Consider the following 19,128-nt stretch of genomic DNA (forward strand, 5'->3'; position numbering starts at 1 on the left):
GTGCGCGGCCGCTACCATTCAGCGGGCCGTTGCGCTGCCCATCGCCGCGAGCTGCACGTATTGCGAGCCGCGCGAGCCATGCGTGAAATCCAGCACGAAATCGCCCACATCGACGCGGGCCTGCAGGGCACGCCGCAGGTCGGCCGGCGTGGCGGCGCGCGGCGCAGACAACGCAGCCCGCACCAGCCAGGCCGCGCCGATGTAGCCAGCCAGCGTGGCGGGTGAAGCGGGCTCGTCCAGGAACTGCTTCATCCGGCCCACGTGCTCCTTGACCACGCGCAGGGTCAGGTCCTGCGGACCTGGCGCAATCTGCGTCAGCACGATGCCGCCGTTATAGCCGGCGCCGAGAATCTCGCGCGCCGCCAGCGGGTTGACCGCGGACAAGCCCACCAGGAAGCCGTACCACCCCCGCGCGGCCAGCGCACGGCCGAGATTGCCGTAGGCCAGCGTGTCGCCGGCCACGATCACCGCCGCCGGGCGCGCCGCGGCGATGCGCGCCGCCGCCGCGCCGCCGTCGCTGCCCTTGCCGGCTTCCAGCGTCAGCGCTTGCAGGCCAGGCTCCTGCTCCAGCTGGCGCCGCCACGGCGTGCCGGCGGCCAGGCTTCCTGCAGCGAAATCCGGCGCCACGGCCAACGCCAGCTGCTTGAGCCCGTAGCTGCGCAACTGGTGAATCGCCGCATCCAGTTCGGCGCGGTAGTCGGCCCGCGTGTACCAGACATGATCGGCCGCGAGCGACAGCCCCGATAAGGGCGCAACGATCTGCACGCCGCGCCGGGCCAGCTCGGGAGAGGCGGCCAGCACCGGCAACAAGGCGTCGCTGGGACCGAACAGGAGTTCGGCGCGCTCGCCGTCGACCAGCGACAGCGCCTGCGCGGTGGCAGCGCGCGGATCGGTTTCGACTTCCCGCACCACGTGCACCACGCGCGGATCGCGCGCGCCGGCGTTGGCCGCGTCGAACATGACCTTGGCGCCGGCCAGGTAGTCGCGCGCGAGATCGGCCTGCGCGCCGCCGCGATCCACCAGGTGGCCAATCACCAGCGGGCGTCGCGGGGGTGCCTGCGCCAGCAACGTGGCGGGCGCCAGCAGAGCGCTGCCGAGGGCAGCCAGCAGGCGGCGGCGCGGCATTTGTGGCGCGCAATGCGCCTGCGCAATCAGGGGAGAAGCGTGCATGGGGGCCGAAGGGACGGATTGAGCTGGTGGATGGAAAGCCGGCAAGCGCGGGGCAGCCTATCCGGTCCAGGTGACGCTGGCATGACGCGGCGCACGCTTGTGACGGCCTGGCCGCTGGTGGCCGGCCAAGGGCCCTGGTGTCATGGGCCACGACTTGATGCCGGTCAACGCGCGCAGGAGCGGCCCCCACTACGATGAGCCATCCAGTCCACCACGAAGGCCGCCCCATGGCTGAGCTCACCCGCGCCACCGCATCCGTCCCCGTTTCCCTTGCCAGTCCACCGAACACCTGCTCCGGCAATTGCGGCGCCGCCTGCAAGAGCAAGCAACCGGGGCGCGCCGCCTCGGCACCGGACCGGCATGCCTTGTCGGACTTCCGCGAGCTGGCCGGCCGCATGGACATCAACGGCCCGCGCTACACCTCCTATCCCACGGCGGACCGCTTCCATGGCGGCTTTGGCGAGCAGGACTACCGGCAGGCACTGGCCGAATGCGCGGCCAGCGCCGGCGTGGATGCCGGCCGGCAGCCGCCCTTGTCGCTCTATGTGCATGTGCCGTTTTGCGAGAACATCTGCTACTACTGCGGCTGCAACAAGATCATTACCAAAGACCATCGCCGCAGCGCCCGCTATGTGGATTACCTGGCGCGCGAGATGGCGCTGGTGGCGCAACAACTCGGCGCGCGGCGCGAGGTGGTGCAATCGCACTGGGGCGGCGGTACGCCGACCTTCCTCGACCCGGCGGAGATGCGCCGCGTGATGGATGCCTTGCACCAGCATTTCAACCTGCTGCCCGAGGGCGAGCACTCCATCGAGATCGACCCGCGCCGGATCGGCGACGCGCAGATGGCGCTGCTGGCCGAACTCGGCTTCAACCGCATCAGCCTGGGCGTGCAGGATTTCGACGCCGAGGTGCAGCAAGCGATCCACCGCGTGCAATCGCAGGCCGAAACCCGGGCAGTGGTCGACGCCGCGCGCCGGCTCGGCTTCCGCTCGGTCAGCATGGACCTGATCTACGGCCTGCCGCACCAGACCACGGCGCGCTTCGCCGCCACCGTGGAGCAAGTGCTGGCGATGCGCCCGGACCGGCTCTCCGTGTATAGCTATGCGCACCTGCCGCACGTATTCAAGCCCCAGCGGCGCATCGACGAGCGCGCGCTGCCGGCGCCCGCTGAAAAACTCGACATCCTGGTCGGCACCATCGAGCAGCTCACCGCCGCGGGCTATGTCTACATCGGCATGGATCATTTCGCGCTGCCGGACGACGCGCTGGCCGTGGCCCAGCGCGAGGGCCGGCTGCAGCGCAACTTTCAGGGCTATTCCACCCACGCCGGCTATGACCAGCTTGGATTTGGCGTCTCGTCGATCGGGGCGGTGGCGGGCCGCTATGTACAGAATGCGCGCACGCTGGACGACTATTACCGCGTGCTCGACGGCGGCGTGCTGCCGGTGATGCGCGGCTTCGCCATGCGCGATGAAGATCACTTGCGGCGCGAGGTCATCGGCGCGTTGATGTGCAACGGCGTGCTCGATATTGCAGCGGTGGAAGCCCGGCATCGCATCGACTTTGCCGCGCACTTCGCTGGCGAGATGGCGGACCTGGCGCGGCTTGCCGGGGAAGGCCTGGTGCGATGCGAGCCCGGCCGCATCGAAGTGACCCCGCTGGGCCGCTTGCTGGTGCGCCGGCTGGCGATGGTCTTCGACGGCTTCCTGCGTGAAGACGCGCGGCGGGCTGCGGACGCGGTGCCGGCAGTGGCACCAGCGGGAACCCCGGGCGCTGATACAGGTACGCCGCTGCCGGCGCCATTGCGCTACTCGCGCGTGGTCTGAGCCACTGACGCCTGGCACAGGCAAACAAAAAGCCCGCGGCGTGCCGCGGGCTTTTTGTTCTCCGGGTCCGTTCCACCGCTTGCGCCGTGGTGGGTGGCCCGGGATGATTTCCGGCCGGTTACTTTGACGCGTTGGCCATGTAGTCGACCGCTGCGATCACGTCGGCGTCCGGGCCGGCGTAGCCGCCCTTCGGCGGCATCACGCCCTTGCCCTTCAGGGCGAAGGCGTGAACGGCGTCCATGCCTTCCTTCAGGCGCGGCGCCCAGGCAGCCTTGTCGCCCAGCTTCGGCGCGCCGGCAACACCGGCGGCGTGGCAGGCGGCGCAGACCTGGTCGTAGACCTTCTTGCCCACTTCGGCGGAAGCCGGCGCTGCAGCAGCAGCAGCCGGTGCGGCAGCCGGTGCAGCACCGGCGGGAGCTGCCGGGGCTGCTGCGGCGGCAGGCGCGGCAGCGGCATCCGAGGCGGCGGCGGTAGCCGGAGCGGCGGCAGCGGGCGCTGCGGGCTCCGGGAATTTGGCACCGCCGGCGTCGGCCATGTAGACCACGGCACGGCCCAGTTCGTAGTCGCTGTAATCGTCGGCGGTGGTGCCGGCGCGGGCTTGCATGGCGCCCTTGCCGTGCAGCACGGAGTTCAGCAGGCCGGTGAAGCCCTGGCCGATACGCGGAGCCCAGTCGCCGGCGGTGCCGTACTTGGGCGCACCGGCAGCACCGGTGGCGTGGCAGGCGGCGCAGACTTCCTTGTAGACCTGTTCGCCCGTCTTAAAGACGCGCGCCGCATTCGGATCCTTCAGTTCGAGCGAGGCGACCGGCTTGATGCGGTCATTGACGGCTTCCACGGTAGCGGTGGAGCCCGCGCCTTCCTTGGCGCCGTGTCCGACAAAATTGACCAGCAGGATGATCACGATGATTGGCACCAGGAAGGCGGCAATCACCACAGCGATCAGCTGCTTGGGGGTCTTGATGGGAGACTCGTGTTCGTCGTGTGCGTTGTGGACGTCGCTCATACTCAACTCTCAATTTGCAGGAAACCTGTGGCCGCTCGCGATCGGCTGCTTATGTGGCCGCTTGCTCGGTGGCCAATTCCCCCTGGCCAATTGCGTGCATCGGACTGTTATCCGGCGTCAACTGTCCCCAAAGGGGCCAGCCAGCAGGGTGCGCCACCGCTGTCCACTGACCTGATGTGGACGTTGCGCAGCCCCGTTTTTACACAAATAACTCGCGATTATAGCCTCAAAGGCCTATGGCATGAGGCAAAAGCGGCTTGGAAGAGACGTCGCCACGCCACCCTGATTGAGCCGGACATGGACGTCCGCGGACAAACACGGTATCCTATGCGACTTTCCGGCAGCGGCACTCGCGCGCTGTCAGCGAAGTACCCCGTCATACCCTGTGCGCCCGTAGCTCAATGGATAGAGTACTGCCCTCCGAAGGCAGGGGTTGCTGGTTCGATCCCAGCCGGGCGCACCAAGATTCCACCTGGCAGTTGCTGCCACGGCAATGCCTTTCCATGGCGATACCCAATAGGCTGGCGGAACGATTTTCACCCGATCGCTTGTAGCCGGTACCGCGACGGACCATCAGCCAGCCTTCGGCCTGGCGCACATCACCCCCGATCCACCGTTACCTGATTGCCAGCACTGCAACTCGACAGGGCCTGAGTCATCGATTGGCCGCTTAACGGCTTTCGCATAGTGCGGGCGGAGACACGCTCAAGCCCCGCTCAGCCTGTCAGCGGCGGTTCCTTGATCTGGCGCAAGGCTTCTCCACCTCTCAGTGCCACCATGAACTACCTGCGGTACCTTGCTGACAGGAAAATTCGCTAAAGCGGAGGTGCAATGATGAAGCGCGCTTACCTAACTCTCGTAGTGCTTTCCATGATGGCAAGCGTGGCGATGGCGCAGGGGCAAAAGAAGCCGGATCCTTATACGGACGGGGGACGCAGTGCGGACCCTTACACGGACGGGGCGAAGTCTGGCAAGTTTGACCCATACACCGAGGGGGCAAAGAAGTCGACCGCGGAAGGACTGAACAAGGATGGATCAAAGGTGGATCCGTACACCAGCGGAGGCAAGTCAGGGAAACCTGACCCGTATACCGACGGCGCGCGTACCGGCAAGCCGGATCCTTATACGGAAGGAGCAAAATCCAAGTGAAATCCGCTAATGCGGCGGCGCATCGGCCACTCGCTGCGGCATCCGTCGCGAGATGGGCGCTGCAGCGTTAGCGGGTGCGTTCCCCGGTCAGGCAACGGCGCGACGCCTGAACACTGGTCGGAGAGTCGAGATGCGGGTTTCAATAGCCGTGGGCTTCATTGCGGCGCAGGCTGTCATGCTGTCAGCCTGTGTCTCGCCAGCAGGGCCGGCCGTCCTATTCCCGGCCAGAGCTGACCCTGCGCAAGCCATGGAGAACTGCCGCGGAAAAATCTGGTCTCGCGCCGGGGCAAGAGTCCAGATGGAGGCCGACGGTGAGATGCCCATGTCCATTACGAGCATCCAGCATCCACCGGCGAGCGGTGCATCAGGCTGTACCGCGTTCATCGAAATTCACTCGAAGACAGCGCTTGCTGCAATGCAGGAGCCGCCAATCATTACGGACCAGCGAAACCGGTTGGCCGTTTCCCCATTTGGTGCCCCGTCGACGGTCCAGGTTGAAAGCCGCGGGGAGATCAACGCGTCAGGGCATTACGCCCGTGCTCACGGAACCTCGGAATCCAAGGCGAGTGGGGTTATCAACTATGCAGGCATCCATTTCCATGAGGGCTTGTTAATTGAGGGTGCAGAAATCAGGTCCAGCGTTTCGCTCAAGATCTACGCTCGCGATTCAGGCGTGGAGTTTGCCGAACTCCATGCGCCAGAGGCGACGGTCTCAATTGGCCCCCGCCGCGTCGGACGCAGCGAACTGATCGAAACCGCCTTTGGCCGCAGGGAGTGTTTTCCAATTTCCTACGAGAAGCGTACGTCGCTCGGACCGATGGAGTTCATGGGTGAAGTTGGCACGTCCAGGTCAACGATCAGCCAGATTACTGACTGGTATTGCCCGAGCGAGGACTTTGTCCTGCGTACGGACGTACGTCAGAACGGCAAGATCCAACGGGTCGAGACAACGGACATTGCGCCACTCGAGGATACGCAATAAGTCCGCAATTCCGGCGGAGCCCATGTCTGGGCGGGCAGCGCTGCCATGCCGTTGATCTGGGTCAACCCGGCCCCAGGCCTGTCTCCTAACCTTCCACATAGATCTCGATATCAAATGGATTCCCGATCAAGGCAAGCTGGAATGCCTACCTGGGGCTCCGGAGCACGATTTGCTTGGTCAGCGCACAGCCAGGAGCATGCGATGCGATGACTTGAGAGCGTCCCGCGGGTATTGTCTGCCGCCTACAATGAAACCATTGAATTGCGGATCCCTGAGGAGAACAGGATGGTCATGCTACTGAACTTTCGCGCGGTGATGGCCGCGGCGTGCGCGACGCTGGCGATCGTATCGGGCACCGCACTAGGGGATGAAATCCCGTTGATCACCGGCAAGCAGTGGACCGAGTCATCGGAGCAGTTGAAGAAGGCTTATCTCATTGGCTTCGCCAATGTCGTCCAGGTCGATATCGCATATCAGGCCCAGACAGGCAATTCACCATCTGACACGCAAAGCGTCGTTCCTCGTATGGCGAAGGGACTGAAAGGCCAAACGCTTGAAACGGTACGCGACGGGCTTGATCGTTGGTACGCCGCGCATCCCGATCGGCTGCAGCGACCGGTCATCGAAACCATTTGGTTCGAAATGATCGTTCCCGGACTAAAGCAAAACAGGTAGGTGACACGCATGAAACGACTCGGACTGATTGCCGCAACGCTGGCTTTCGCCTCTGTTGTCGGCTGCACGAACATGACGCCGCAACAACAAGGGACGATGTCCGGCGCGGGCGTGGGCGCGTTGGCCGGCGCAGGCATTGCTGCCATCGCGGGCGGGAGCGCCTGGACCGGTGCCGCGGTAGGCGCTGTCGCTGGCGGTGTCGCGGGCAACATCAAGGGAGGCAAGCAGCAGTAAGGCGCGTCCGCCGCTTCGCTGCAAGATCTGGCGTGGAGACTTGCCACACCCTCCGGCCCTGGCTTGTCACGCGCGGCGCAGCTGGCGCAAACCTGACGATGGGGAATGCCACATGTCCAAGAATACGAAGGGAACGAGCGAAAGTGCCGCGCCTCAAACCGGGACGCCTTACTTGTCGGCTGATGAACGCGCCGCTAGAGGGCGGGCACTGCGCGACACGGTGCCGCGCGCATCGCATGCTGGCTGGACGGCGCCCAAGGATCGCCGCGACCCGATTGAACTCCTGATCGAATCCAATGAGGGCCGCATCCTGAGCCTGACCCCGATCCGCTTCGGGCGCATGGCGGCTTCGCCATTCGCGTTCTATCGTGGCGCGGCCGTATTGATGGCAGCCGACCTTGCCGGCACCCCGACGAGCGGGATCCGGGTACAGGCGTGCGGCGATGCGCACCTGATGAACTTCGGCGGCTTCGCGACGCCCGAGCGCAACGTGATCTTCGACGTCAACGATCTCGACGAGACGCTGCCGGCCCCTTTCGAGTGGGACCTGAAGCGGCTTGCAGCCAGCGTGGTCGTGGCAGCGCAACATCTGGAGCTTCCCCGCAGCGACGCGGGACGCGTGGCCACGGATCTCGTGCGCGAGTACCGCGAGCGGATGGACAATTTCGCCGGGATGCGGGCGCTCGATGTCTGGTACAACAAGATCGACCTGCAAAAGTATGAAGACCGGACGGGCGATCCGGCTGTCGTGGCAGCGGCTCGCAAGCGGTTGGAGGAGCGGCTCGAATCGGAGCGGCACAAGACGGTGCCTGACCATCTGTACCCGAAGCTCGTCTCGGAGCAAGGGGTCAAGCCCAGGATCAAGGATGATCCCCCCCTTATTTTCCATCCGACGGAAGAACAGGCTCCCGGTATCGAGTCAGGGTACAAGGAATCCATTGCCTCGTATCGGGAGAGCTTGCCCGAGCATGTCCGGACACTGTTCGACCGCTTCCACTATGTGGACCTGGCTCTCAAGGTCGTCGGCGTGGGAAGCGTTGGCACGATGTGCGCCGTGGGACTGTTCATGGCGGCGGACAACGACCCGCTGTTCCTGCAAGTGAAGGAGGCGAAGGCCTCCGTGCTCGAGCCCTATGCGGGCAAGTCCCTGCACGCCAACCATGGCCAGCGCGTCATCGTGGGACAGCGTCTCATGCAGTCGGCCAGCGATGTGTTCCTCGGATGGACCCGAGGCGTGAACGGCCGCGAATTCTATGTTCGCCAGCTTCGCGACATGAAGTTGTCCGCGGTCATCGAGGACTGGGATACAGGATTGTTGCGGCAATACGCGCGGATGTGCGCGCATGCCCTGGCTCGCGCGCACGCCCGCTCCGGCGATGCTGCGGTGATCGCCGGATACATGGGCTCCGGGCAATCCTTCGACGACGCTGTGGGCGAGTTTGCGACCGAGTATGCCGCCCAGAACCGAAGCGACTATCGGGCTTTCCTCAGTGCAATCCGAGAGGGCCGGATCACGGTGATGGTCGAGGACTAGGCAGGAACGCTGCCGGGGCTTTCCGGGGAGATGCTCTCGGCGTGGAGAGGCCAACAATGAACGCTCGTGTCTCGGAGCCCGGCGACGCCCGGGATTCGCCCCTGACTACGCAAGACTTCTCGCTCGTCCTGGGCGGGCCACTCTTCCAGCTTCTGCGTAGGGCGCACCTGGCCGATGACGCGCTGCTACTGGTGCACCAGCGCATCATCGTTCTGTCCTTGTTTGCCTGGCTACCGCTCCTGGTGCTGTCAGCGGCTGAGGGGCAGCTGTTGGGCGGGCGAGTGACCTTGCCTTTTCTGCTGGACATCGAAGCGCATGCGCGCTTCCTGCTGGTGATGCCGCTGTTGATCGCTTCAGAGCTGGTGGTGCACCTTCGCATGCGGCCGGTGGCGAGGCTGTTCATAGAGCGCAAGCTGATTCCCGAAAGCGCCTCGATGCGATTCGAGGCGGCTATCGCGTCGGCGTTCCGGCTGCGGAATTCCGTGCTCGCCGAGTTGCTGCTGATCGGCCTCGTGTATGGCGTCGGCATCCTGATCATCTGGCGACACTACACGGCACTCGACGCCGCCACATGGTACGTGACATCGTCCGCCGAAGGCTCGAGACTCTCGCTTGCCGGCATGTGGTATGGCTACGTGAGCCTGCCTGTCTTCCAGTTCCTGTTGTGTCGCTGGTACTTCAGGCTCTTTATCTGGATCCGTTTTCTCTGGCAGGTGTCACGTATCAGGTTGATCCTGATTCCCACGCATCCGGACCGCGTCGGCGGCCTGGGATTTCTCGCCCAGGCGGTCCATGCCTTCGCGCTGCTTGCCATGGCGCACGGCGTGCTGCTGGCCGGACAACTCGCCAACCGCATCCTCTATCTCGGGGCCACGCTGCCTGAGTACAAGATACAGATCGCGGTCATGGTCATTTTCCTGCTGTGCCTCGTGCTTGGCCCGTTGCTGGTGTTTTCGCCTCAGTTGGCGGAGGCGAAGCGCACGGGCCTGCGTGAATATGGCACGCTGGCGGAGCGCTACGTACGCGAGTTCGATGCAAAGTGGCTATGCGGAGGAGCCCCTCCCGATGAATCGTTTGTCGGTAGCGGCGACATCCAGTCCCTCGCGGATCTGGGCAACAGCTTCGACGTTTTGCGGACGATGCGCATTGCCCCGATTACGCGAGAATCCATCATGCAGGTCGCCGTGGCCACTCTTTTGCCGGTCCTGCCGCTGGCGCTGACCATGATGCCGTTGGAAGCGCTGCTCAAGATGATGTTCGGCCTGTTGTTCTAGGCGGCCGTTCCCCGTCCGGCATTGCCATGCTCCCGGGAGCGGTAGCGTGCGATGGTCTGTTATTCCCGCTCAATCGGCGCCTGGAAAAACCGGCCGGCATCGGCTGCGTGCTCGAGGCGATGACAAGCCTGCTGCTGGTACATCCGGCGAGCCAACGCACGGTGCCGGGTCCTTGATATCATCCCTCGCATGCTGCCCGATATCCTCATCCCCCACACCGAATACGAAATCACCGCGATCCGCGCGCAAGGCGCCGGCGGGCAGAACATCAACAAGGTCTCCAACGCGGTTCACCTGCGTTTCGATGTTCGCGCATCGTCTCTGGAAGAGGGGCACAAGGCGCGGCTGCTGCAGCTTCACGATCACCGCATCACGCGCGACGGCGTGGTGGTGATCAAGGCGCAACAACACCGCAGCCTGGAAATGAACCGCGAGGAAGCCGTGCAGCGTTTGCACGACCTCGTGCGCAGCGTGGCCACGCCGCCGCGCACGCGCCGTCCCACGCGGCCAACCTACGGGTCCAGGATGCGGCGCCTGGAAGGCAAGAGCCAGCGCAGCCAGGTCAAGGCACAGCGCGGCAAAGTCGTGGACTGAACGCCAACGCCACGTCACATCGCGCATTCGCCGCGCGTACCCGTCCCTGCGCCCGCATATCCCGCCCCCTTATGGGTGGCGCTTCGTGACGCGGTTCGCGAACGCAGCCGCGTCCGCCAGTGCGCGCCGCGCCTCCGGCAGGAAGGGATGGTAGAGCTGCCAGACATGTGGCACGCCGTGCCAGACGTGCAGCTCGGCGGCGCCGCCGGCCGCCCTGGCGCGTTCCACCAGCCGGCGTGAATCGTCGAGCAGCACTTCCTTGTCGCTGGCCTGCACATAGAGCGGCGGCAGCGCCGCCAGCGCGGCCGGGTCGGCGTAAAGGGGCGAGACCAGCGGTTCGGTGGCGGCGGTGTCGCCCAGGTACAGGCGCGCGGCGCGGGCGATCGACTCGCCGTGGAACATGACGTCATGACGGTCGTTGCTGAGCAAGGTTTCGCCGGTAGCCGCCAGGTCCGTCCACGGCGAGAACAGCAGCGCCCCCGCGGGCAGCGCCATGCCGCGCGCCTGTAGCGCGAGCAGCGTCGCCAGCGCCAGCCCGCCGCCGGCCGAATCACCGGCAATCACGATGTTGCGTGGCGCAATACCGAGTGCGAGCAGCGCCGAGTAGGCATCGACGGCATCGTCCAGCGCGGCGGGGAAGGGATGCTCGGGCGCCAGCCGGTAGTCCAGCGAGAACACCGGCATGCCGGTCCCGCGCGCCAGTGCCAGCGTCAGCGGACGGTGCGTCTGCGGCGTGCAGAAGTAGTAGCCGCCGCCGTGCAGGTAGAACAGCGTGGGGACATCGGCGTGCGCGGCGGCGCCATCGCGGCGCGTCCATTCGCCCGGCAACGCGGCCGCCTCGGAGCGTTCGATGCGCCAGCCCGCCGGCACGCGCGCGCTCCGCCCGAACTGCGCCATCGCGCGGCGGGTGCCGGCCACGTCGATCTGCGCCGGCGGCGCCCCGCGCTTCAGGCGTTTTTTCAATCCGTAAGACAGCAACAGGTTCTGCAGGCTCATCGGGCTCCTCGCTCGGTGGTCAGGACTCGGTGTGGAGGATTGCGGCGTTCAGTGCGGCCGGCGCTCCGGCGGCTTGCGCTTGCGCGCCGGGGCGGGTGCCGGTTGTGCCTGGCTTTGCTCGCGCTCCTGCGCCCGCTGCTGCTCGGCGGCGCCGCGCAGCAGCCAGCCGATCAACTGCCTGGATTGCTGGATGCGCTGGCGCCGGCCCTTGGCGCTGTCTTCGAGATAATCCGTCGACAAGTGGAACAGGTAGGACACCACGTAGCCGCACAGATCGTCGATGACCGGGCGGGACAGCCCGGGACACAACGCCAGCCGCTCGATGTCTTCCGCCATTTCGGCGGAGATGTCCGCCAGCAACTGGCGCACCGCGTCGCGCAACGCGGGTTGGGGGCCGGTGCTGCCGCACACACCGACAAAGAAGGCGTCGGGGTGGGCCTCGGCGTAGGCGAAGAATGCGTCGCAGGCACGCGTGGCGACTTCGCCGGGATTGTCGCGCGCCACGGCCCAGCGCACCGCGCGCAGCATGGGCCGCAACTCGTTGCTGACCTCGGCCACCGCGGTCAGCGCCAGGTCTTCCATATCGCGGAAGTGGCGATAGAACGTGTTGGGGTTGAGCCCCGCCTCGCGCGCCAGTTCGCGCAGGCCCAGGCCGGCGAAGCTGCGCCTGGCCGCAGCCAGGCGCAGCGCCGCGTCGATCAGTTTGCGTTTGCCGCCGGCAACGTCTTCCATGGTCTCAGCCAAAAAGTTAAGGCCGGGATACCCCGGCGTGGTCATGCTTCGGTTTGGAATTGACACTCGGTCTACATTCGTCTACTTTGCTGCAAAAGTAGACGAATGTCTACGCCGACTTGCGGGGGCACCGATGCACCCCGCAAGAAAATAACGAACAAGAGACACAAGGCGGCCGCATGCCCCTTGGCCCAATCCTGGCGATCCGCTCGCCGACTACCACCTGGTGAACCGACCATGCAGCGCGACTCCGCTCCCGCCGTTACCGCCGCAACCCTGTCTGCCGCGCCAGGCGCGCACGCCCTCGCGCCGATTCCGTGCGACGCCGGCTGGCCGCTGGTCGGCAACCTGCTGCAAGTCACGCCCGGCAAGGTCGCGCAGCATCTGCTGGCACGCAGCCGCCATTTCGATGGCATCTTCGAACTTGATTTCGCCGGACGCCGCGTGGCGTTCGTCAGCGATGCCGCGCTGGCGGGCGAGCTGTCGGACGGGCAGCGCTTTCGCAAGATCGTCGGGCCGCCGCTGTCCTACCTGCGCGACCTGGCAGGCGACGGCCTGTTCACCGCGCACGGGGAGGAAGAGAACTGGGGGCGCGCCCACCGCATCCTGATGCCAGCTTTCGGCCAGCGCGCGATGAAAGGCTACTTCGACGTGATGCTGCGCGTGGCCAACCGGCTGGTCGACAAATGGGACCGCCAGGGCGCCGACACCGACATCGCGATCGCCGACGACATGACCCGGCTCACGCTCGACACCATCGCGCTGTCGGGTTTCGGCTATGACTTCGATTCGTTCTCGCGCGAGCAGCTCCACCCCTTTATCGATGCGATGGTCGGCGCGCTGGAAGAGGCCATGGGCAAGCTGACCCGCTTCGCGCTGCAGGACAAGTTCATGCACGCGGCGCACCGCAAGTTCGCCGAGGACATCCGCTACATGCGCGAGCTGGTGGACGAGGTGGTGAGGCAACGCCGCGCCGTGGCCGGGAAGGATGCCGGCCAGCCGCCGGCGCACGACCTGCTCAACCTGATGCTGGACGCGCGCGACCCCGACACGGACCAGCGCCTGGACGATGTGAATATCCGCAACCAGGTCATCACCTTCCTGATCGCAGGGCACGAGACCACCAGCGGCTTGCTGACCTTCGCGCTGTACGAACTGCTGCGCAATCCCGGCGTGCTGGCGCAGGCCTATGCCGAAGTGGACGCCGTGCTGCCGGGCGATGCGCCGCCGGTCTATGCCGACCTTGCCAGGCTCCAGGTGATCGACCGCGTGCTCAAGGAAACACTGCGCCTGTGGCCCACCGCGCCCGCCTTTGCGGTGGCGCCGTTCGAGGACACCGTGATCGGGGGGCGCTACCTGATCCACAAGAACCGCCGGGTTTCGGTGGTGCTCACCGCGCTGCACCGCGATCCCAAGGTGTGGGCCGATCCCGAACGCTTCGACATCGACCGCTTCCTGCCGGAGAACGAAGCCAGGATCCATCCGCACGCCTACAAGCCGTTCGGCAATGGCGAGCGCGCCTGCATCGGGCGCCAGTTCGCGCTTACCGAGGCCAAGCTGGCGCTGGCGCTGATGCTGCGCAACTTCCAGTTCAGCGATCCGCACGACTACCAGTTCCGCATCAAGGAAACGCTGACCCTGAAGCCGGATGCGTTCACGTTGCGCGCGCGCAGGCGCCGCCCGCATGAGCGCATCGCCGCCGCCGCGGCGGCCGGTGCGCCCGGCGTCCAGTCGCAACACCCGGCGGTGCGGGGCAACGGCCAGGCCCTCGCCGTGCTGTGCGGGTCGAGCCTGGGCACCGCGCGCGAACTGGCCGAGCAGATCCATGCCGGTGCGCTGGCGGCCGGCTTCCATGCCACGCTGCGCGACCTGGACGACGCGGTTGGCGCGCTGCCCGCCGAAGGCCTGGCGGTGATCGTGGCGGCGACCTACAACGGCCGCGCACCCGATTCGGCGCGGCGCTTCGAAGCCATGCTCGACAGCGCGGCTGTGGATAACTATCGAGCCGAAAACTTGCGCTTTGCCGTGCTCGGCTGCGGCAATTCGCAGTGGGCCACCTACCAGGCATTCCCCAAACGCCTGCACGACTTCTTTAGCGCCGCCGGCGCCACGCCATTGCTCGCGCGCGGCGAAGCCGACGGCAACGGCGATTTCGACCAGGCGGCGGAGTCGTGGCTCGCCGTGCTGTGGCAATCGCTGCAGGCGCTGCGTGTGGAGCAGGGCGCGGCGCCCGATTCGGCGGGCGCGAGCCACATCGAAGTGCGGCTGCGCGACATCGCCACGATCCGCGCCGGCACGCTGCCGCCGTCGACGCAGGCCTTCACGGTGCTGGCCAACACCGAACTGGTGAACGATCCTGCCGGCCTGTGGGACTTTGCGCAGGAAGCGCCGCGCACTTCCACGCGCGACATCCGGCTGCGCCTGCCCGAAGGTGCGAGCTATGCCACCGGCGATCATCTCGCGGTCTATCCGCAGAACCATCCGGCCACCGTGCGCGACCTGTGCGAGCGGCTCGATCTCGATCCCGAGGCCATGGTGACGCTGTCCGCCGCGCATGCATCCGCCGCGCGCGGCCTGCCGCTGGAGGAGGCGCTGCCCGTGCGCGCGCTGCTGACGCATTTCATCGAATTGCAGGACGTGGTGTCGCGCCAGACGCTGCGCACGCTGGTGCAATACACGCGCTGCCCCTTCACGCGCGCGGCGCTGGAACGGCTCGGGTCGGACCATGCGGAAGACGGCTACGCCGCGCGCGTCGCCGCGCAGCGGCTGGGGCTGGTGGACGTGCTGGTGAACCATCCCGCGATCGAGCTGACGCTGCCGGGCTTGCTGGCCTGCACGGTGCCGATGCGTCCGCGCTTCTACTCCATCGCCTCGTCGCCGGCGGTATCGCCCGACGTGGCGACGATCACCGTCGGCACCGTGTTGTCGGCGGCATTGTCGGGCCGCGGCCTGTTCCGCGGCGTGGCGTCCACCTGGCTGCAGGGACTCGCGCCGGGCGCCGTGGTGGCGGCGGCGATCCGTACGCCCAATCCGGCCTTCGCACCCGATCCCGATCCGGCGCGGCCGATGATCCTGGTCGGGCCAGGCACCGGCATCGCGCCGTTCCGCGGTTTCCTGGAAGAGCGCGCGGCACAAATGGCCGCTGGCCAGGCGGTGGCAGCCAGCCGTCTCTATTACGGCTGCCGCCATCCGGAGCATGACTGGCTCTACCGCGACGATGTGGCGCGCTGGCAGGCCGGGGGCGTGGTGCAGGCGCATGCCGCCTATTCCACCGCCGGCGCGCCGGACCAGCGCTATGTGCAGCATCTGCTATGGCGCGATCGCGAAACCGTGTGGGCGATGCTGCAGGACGGCGCCACGATCTATGTGTGCGGCGACGGCCGGCTGATGGCGCCGGCGGTGCGCCGCACACTGATCGAAATCGCAGCGCAGCAGGGCGGCATGAGCGAGGCCGCGGCGTCCGACCGGCTTGCAGCGATGGTGGCGCAGGGGCAGTACCGGCAGGACGTGTTCAACTAGCCGGCCGGGTACCGTCTCGCCATCGCTCCGGTTGGCAGGAATCTGCGGATCATTGTCAGCCGCCACGGCGCCATATTCCTTACGCTCGGTGTCATCCCCACCGCCCTCACACCGGAGCGCCCGATGGCACGTCCCGCGATGTCCCAGGCCCGGGTCCTGGCAATCTGCCAGGCCCTGTTCACCTCAGCCCTGTCCGTCGATCTGACGCTGACCGGGCTGGTCGGCTACACGCTCGCGCCTGACAAGGCGCTTGCCACGCTGCCGTTTGCGCTGATCACCGTCGCATCGGCCCTCACCGCCATCGCCGCCGCCTTCCTGATCGAGCGGCTGGGCCGCCGCGCGGCATTCAGCCTCGGCGGGCTGGCGTGCTGCGCCGGCGGACTGGTGTCCGTGTGGGCGATCGCGCACCATGACTTCGCCGCCTTCTGCGTGGGTACCGCGCTGGTCGGCGTGTTCCAGGCCTTCGCGCGCTTCTACCGGCTGGCCGCAGCCGATGCCGCCGCGCCCGCCGACAAGCCGCGCGCAATTTCCACTGTGCTGACCGGCGGCGTGGTGGCGGCCGTGTGCGGCCCCGCCATCGCGGCGTGGAGCAGCGACCTGATGGTGGCGCAGCCCTTCGCGGGCTCCTACGCGGTGGTATCGGTGTTCGGTCTCGCCACGGTTCTGCTGCTGGTTTTCGGCTACCAGGAGCCGCCCGCCCAAGCCGCCGCCGCGGTAGCCGCCGGGCACGGCGACACGGCACTGCCCGCGCGCCCGCTGGCCGGGATCGCGCGCCAGCCGGTCTTCCTCGCGGCCTTCGCCAACAACGGCATCGGCAATGCGGTGATGATGTTCGTGATGACCGCCACGCCGATCGCCGCGGTGGCGTGCAGCCACACCATCAAGCAGGGCGCGCAGATCATCGAGTGGCACCTGGTCGGGATGTACGCGCCATCCTTCTTCTCCGGCTGGCTGCTGCAGCGCTTTGGCCGCGGGCCGATGCTGATGTGCGGCATCGCGCTCGCTGCGATGAGTTCGCTGGTGGCCCTGGCGTCGACAGCGCTGCCGGCCTTCTACGTCGCATTGCTGTGCCTGGGCGTTGGCTGGAATTTCATGTTTGTCGGCGGCACCACCTTGCTGGCGGAGAGCTACCGGCCCGCGGAGCGCGCGCGCACCCAGGCGCTGGCCGAATTCTCCGCTGCCGCGCTGACCGCGCTGGCCACGCTCGCCGCCGGCCAGGTGCTGTACCGCTATGGCTGGCAGGCGGTCAACCTGGCGGTGCTGCCCGCGCTGGGGGTGGCGCTGCTGGTGACGCTGGGCTGGCAACGGCAAGCGCCACGCGCTGCGGCACTGGCGGGTTGACGGTCGGCGCCAGTATGATCGGCGGCTGGCACGCACTCATACTCTCGTCCAGGCCATCGTCCATGCCATCCAGCCTTCCCTTGCCATCCGACCCGCCGCGCATCGTGGTGCTGGTCGCGCCGGATCCCGCGCAGGAGCTTGACATCACCGGCCCCAGCGCCGTGTTCGGCCATGCCAACCGGCTCGACGGACAGCGCTCGCCCGCCTACGAGATCCGCATCGCCAGCGTGCGCGACGACGGCCTGGTGTGCACCGAGAGCGGCATCCGGCTGCTGGCGGATGCGCCGTATCACCGCATCGGCGAGATGCTGTCAGGCCCGATCGATACCTTGCTCATCGCCGGCGGCTCGGGCCATGCGGCGGCCGCCGGGGACGAGCGGCTGATCGGCTGGATCCGCGAGCAGGCGCCGCGCGTGCGCCGCCTCGGCGCGGTCTGCACCGGCGCTTTCGTACTGGCGCGCACCGGCCTGCTCGACAGCCATCGCGCCACCACCCACTGGCGCCACGCCGCGCGCCTGGCGCAGCGCCATCCGCTGGTGCAGGTGGACCCGGACCCGATCTGGATTCGCGCCGGCCAGTTGTACACATCGGCCGGCGTCACCGCGGGCATGGACCTGGCGCTGGCGCTGGTGGAGGACGATCTCGGCCACGCCGCATCGCTGGCTGTCGCGCGCGAGCTGGTGCTGTTCCTGCGCCGGCCCGGCAGCCAGGCGCAGTTCTCCACCTTGCTGCAGGCGCAGAGCGCGCAGAGTCCGGAATTACGTGAATTGCAGGGCTGGATGGCCGAGCACCTGGCGCGCGACCTGTCGGTGCCCGTGCTGGCGGAGCGCGTGGCGATGAGCCCGCGCAACTTCGCGCGCGTGTTCGCGCGGCAGGTCGGCGAGACGCCGGCGCGTTACGTGGAGCGGCTGCGGGTGGAGGCGGTGCGGCGCATGCTGGAGGAGGACGGGCGGCGGCTGGAAGGCATCGCCCATGCCACCGGCTTTGCCAATGCCGACGTCATGCGGCAGGCTTTCCAGCGGCATGTGCAGACCACGCCGGAGCGCTACCGGGCGGCGTTCAGGTCGCAGGGAGACGGGAGCGCGGCCTTGACCGAAGCCGACAAGATGCGCCAACGCCGATTGAAATGACGGCGGTGTTGACTCCCTCTCCCCCAGCCCCTCCCGCAAGCGGGAGCGGAGAGCCCGGCAGTGATTTGCCTACCCTTAGCCCTTGGCCTGCAACGCAGCAATCCGCTCCTCGATCGGCGGGTGGCTGGAGAACAGCGACAGCCACGACTTGCCGCCGGCGATCCCCATGGCCTGCATGTTCTGCGGCAGGCCGTCCGGCTCCAGCCCGCCCAGGCGGCGCAGCGCCGCCACCATCGGCGTCGGGCTGCCCATCAGCCTGGCCGCGCCGGCATCGGCACGGTATTCGCGGTGGCGCGAGAAGGTGGCCACGATGATGCTGGCCAGGATGCCGAACACGATCTCGCACACCACCACCGTGATCATGTAGCCGATGCCGGGGCCGCTCGATTCCTCATCGTTCTTGCGCAGCATCGAATCCACGAAGTAGCCCACCACGCGCGCCAGGAAGATCACGAAGGTGTTGACCACGCCCTGGATCAGCGTGAGCGTGACCATGTCGCCGTTGGCGATGTGGGCCACCTCATGCGCCAGCACGGCTTCCACTTCGTCATGCGACATGGTCTGCAGCAGGCCGGTGGAGACCGCCACCAGCGAGTTCTTCTTGGTGGCACCGGTGGCGAAGGCGTTGGCCTCGCCTTCATAGATGGCGACTTCCGGCATCGGCAGGCCGGCGCGGTCGGCCAATTTCTGCACGGTCTGCACCAGCCATAGTTCGGTGCTGTTGCCGGGGTGGGTGATGACCTGCGCACCGGTGGACCACTTGGCGATGGTCTTGGACATCAGCAGCGAAATAAAGGAGCCACCGAAGCCCATCAGCGCGGCAAATACCAGCAGCATGCCGAGGTTGAGGCCGTTGCCGGTCAGGAAGCGGTTCACGCCCAGCAGGCTGGCGGTGAAGCTGAGGACAAGCATGACGGCGAGGTTGGTCGCCAGGAAAAGGAGGACGCGTTTCATTTTTTGATGTGA

At 66.9% G+C, this 19,128-nt stretch carries 16 protein-coding genes and 1 tRNA gene; 12 read left to right on the forward strand and 5 right to left on the reverse strand.

Translation table 11 applies throughout. The features are described 5' to 3' along the window. Positions 1 to 18 precede the first annotated feature (18 nt). Positions 19 to 1,170 (reverse strand): ABC transporter substrate-binding protein, encoded by a 1,152-nt coding sequence (locus CF70_RS28285; RefSeq protein WP_035873099.1) that lies wholly within the window; start codon positions 1,168 to 1,170, stop codon positions 19 to 21. 395 nt (positions 1,171 to 1,565) lie between these two features. On the opposite strand from CF70_RS28285, the gene hemN reads away from it, so the two are divergent. Continuing rightward, positions 1,566 to 2,999, forward strand: a complete 1,434-nt coding sequence (gene hemN / locus CF70_RS28290; protein WP_200876828.1) for an oxygen-independent coproporphyrinogen III oxidase — start codon at positions 1,566 to 1,568, stop codon at positions 2,997 to 2,999. A gap of 118 nt (positions 3,000 to 3,117) precedes the next feature. Here hemN and CF70_RS28295 read toward each other — a convergent pair whose 3' ends face one another. After that, the gene (locus tag CF70_RS28295; protein WP_035873103.1) at positions 3,118 to 4,002 is read right to left on the reverse strand and encodes a c-type cytochrome; all 885 of its coding nucleotides are present in this window, start codon (positions 4,000 to 4,002) and stop codon (positions 3,118 to 3,120) included. Positions 4,003 to 4,389: 387 nt separating this feature from the next. Between CF70_RS28295 and CF70_RS28300 the strand changes: the two genes are divergently transcribed. From CF70_RS28300 to arfB, 8 genes are all read left to right on the forward strand, one after another. Beyond that, positions 4,390 to 4,465, forward strand: a tRNA-Arg gene (locus CF70_RS28300). A 368-nt stretch (positions 4,466 to 4,833) separates the two neighbouring features. Continuing rightward, positions 4,834 to 5,151, forward strand: coding sequence for a hypothetical protein (locus tag CF70_RS28305; RefSeq protein WP_081862399.1), 318 nt, complete (start codon positions 4,834 to 4,836; stop codon positions 5,149 to 5,151). 322 nt (positions 5,152 to 5,473) lie between these two features. After that, positions 5,474 to 6,133, forward strand: coding sequence for a hypothetical protein (locus CF70_RS28310; protein ID WP_152561938.1), 660 nt, complete (start codon positions 5,474 to 5,476; stop codon positions 6,131 to 6,133). A 285-nt stretch (positions 6,134 to 6,418) separates the two neighbouring features. Beyond that, complete coding sequence (locus CF70_RS28315) at positions 6,419 to 6,808, forward strand: hypothetical protein (protein ID WP_200876824.1); 390 nt, start codon at positions 6,419 to 6,421, stop codon at positions 6,806 to 6,808. A gap of 9 nt (positions 6,809 to 6,817) precedes the next feature. Next, a complete protein-coding gene (locus tag CF70_RS28320; protein ID WP_035873107.1) occupies positions 6,818 to 7,042 on the forward strand; it encodes a glycine zipper domain-containing protein in 225 nt (74 codons plus the stop codon). 112 nt (positions 7,043 to 7,154) lie between these two features. After that, complete coding sequence (locus tag CF70_RS28325) at positions 7,155 to 8,576, forward strand: DUF2252 domain-containing protein (protein ID WP_035873109.1); 1,422 nt, start codon at positions 7,155 to 7,157, stop codon at positions 8,574 to 8,576. A gap of 56 nt (positions 8,577 to 8,632) precedes the next feature. Continuing rightward, on the forward strand, positions 8,633 to 9,850 hold the full coding sequence (locus tag CF70_RS28330; RefSeq protein WP_035873111.1) for a hypothetical protein: 1,218 nt from the start codon (positions 8,633 to 8,635) through the stop codon (positions 9,848 to 9,850). 189 nt (positions 9,851 to 10,039) lie between these two features. Continuing rightward, positions 10,040 to 10,444 (forward strand): alternative ribosome rescue aminoacyl-tRNA hydrolase ArfB, encoded by a 405-nt coding sequence (gene arfB, locus CF70_RS28335; protein WP_035873114.1) that lies wholly within the window; start codon positions 10,040 to 10,042, stop codon positions 10,442 to 10,444. Between the two features lie 69 nt (positions 10,445 to 10,513). Here the strand turns inward: arfB and CF70_RS28340 are convergent, their stop codons facing one another. Together CF70_RS28340 and CF70_RS28345 are read right to left on the reverse strand one after the other, a co-directional pair. Continuing rightward, positions 10,514 to 11,440 carry an alpha/beta hydrolase fold domain-containing protein gene (locus tag CF70_RS28340; RefSeq protein ID WP_035873115.1) on the reverse strand — a complete coding sequence of 309 codons (927 nt, stop codon included), beginning with the start codon at positions 11,438 to 11,440 and terminating at the stop codon, positions 10,514 to 10,516. Positions 11,441 to 11,488: 48 nt separating this feature from the next. Then, positions 11,489 to 12,172 (reverse strand): TetR family transcriptional regulator, encoded by a 684-nt coding sequence (locus CF70_RS28345; RefSeq protein ID WP_035873117.1) that lies wholly within the window; start codon positions 12,170 to 12,172, stop codon positions 11,489 to 11,491. Between the two features lie 237 nt (positions 12,173 to 12,409). Between CF70_RS28345 and CF70_RS28350 the strand changes: the two genes are divergently transcribed. The 3 genes from CF70_RS28350 to CF70_RS28360 all read left to right on the forward strand — a co-directional run bounded on the left by CF70_RS28350 (position 12,410) and on the right by CF70_RS28360 (position 18,162). Then, on the forward strand, positions 12,410 to 15,691 hold the full coding sequence (locus CF70_RS28350) for a bifunctional cytochrome P450/NADPH--P450 reductase (protein WP_235185244.1): 3,282 nt from the start codon (positions 12,410 to 12,412) through the stop codon (positions 15,689 to 15,691). A gap of 123 nt (positions 15,692 to 15,814) precedes the next feature. Next, positions 15,815 to 17,032 (forward strand): MFS transporter, encoded by a 1,218-nt coding sequence (locus CF70_RS28355; RefSeq protein ID WP_035873119.1) that lies wholly within the window; start codon positions 15,815 to 15,817, stop codon positions 17,030 to 17,032. Between the two features lie 62 nt (positions 17,033 to 17,094). Further along, positions 17,095 to 18,162 carry a GlxA family transcriptional regulator gene (locus CF70_RS28360; RefSeq protein WP_051649162.1) on the forward strand — a complete coding sequence of 356 codons (1,068 nt, stop codon included), beginning with the start codon at positions 17,095 to 17,097 and terminating at the stop codon, positions 18,160 to 18,162. 75 nt (positions 18,163 to 18,237) lie between these two features. Here CF70_RS28360 and htpX read toward each other — a convergent pair whose 3' ends face one another. Continuing rightward, on the reverse strand, positions 18,238 to 19,116 hold the full coding sequence (gene htpX / locus CF70_RS28365) for a protease HtpX (protein WP_035873122.1): 879 nt from the start codon (positions 19,114 to 19,116) through the stop codon (positions 18,238 to 18,240). Between the last annotated feature and the right edge of the window lie 12 nt (positions 19,117 to 19,128).

This window comes from Cupriavidus sp. SK-3 (genome assembly GCF_000611145.1).
Lineage (GTDB): Bacteria > Pseudomonadota > Gammaproteobacteria > Burkholderiales > Burkholderiaceae > Cupriavidus.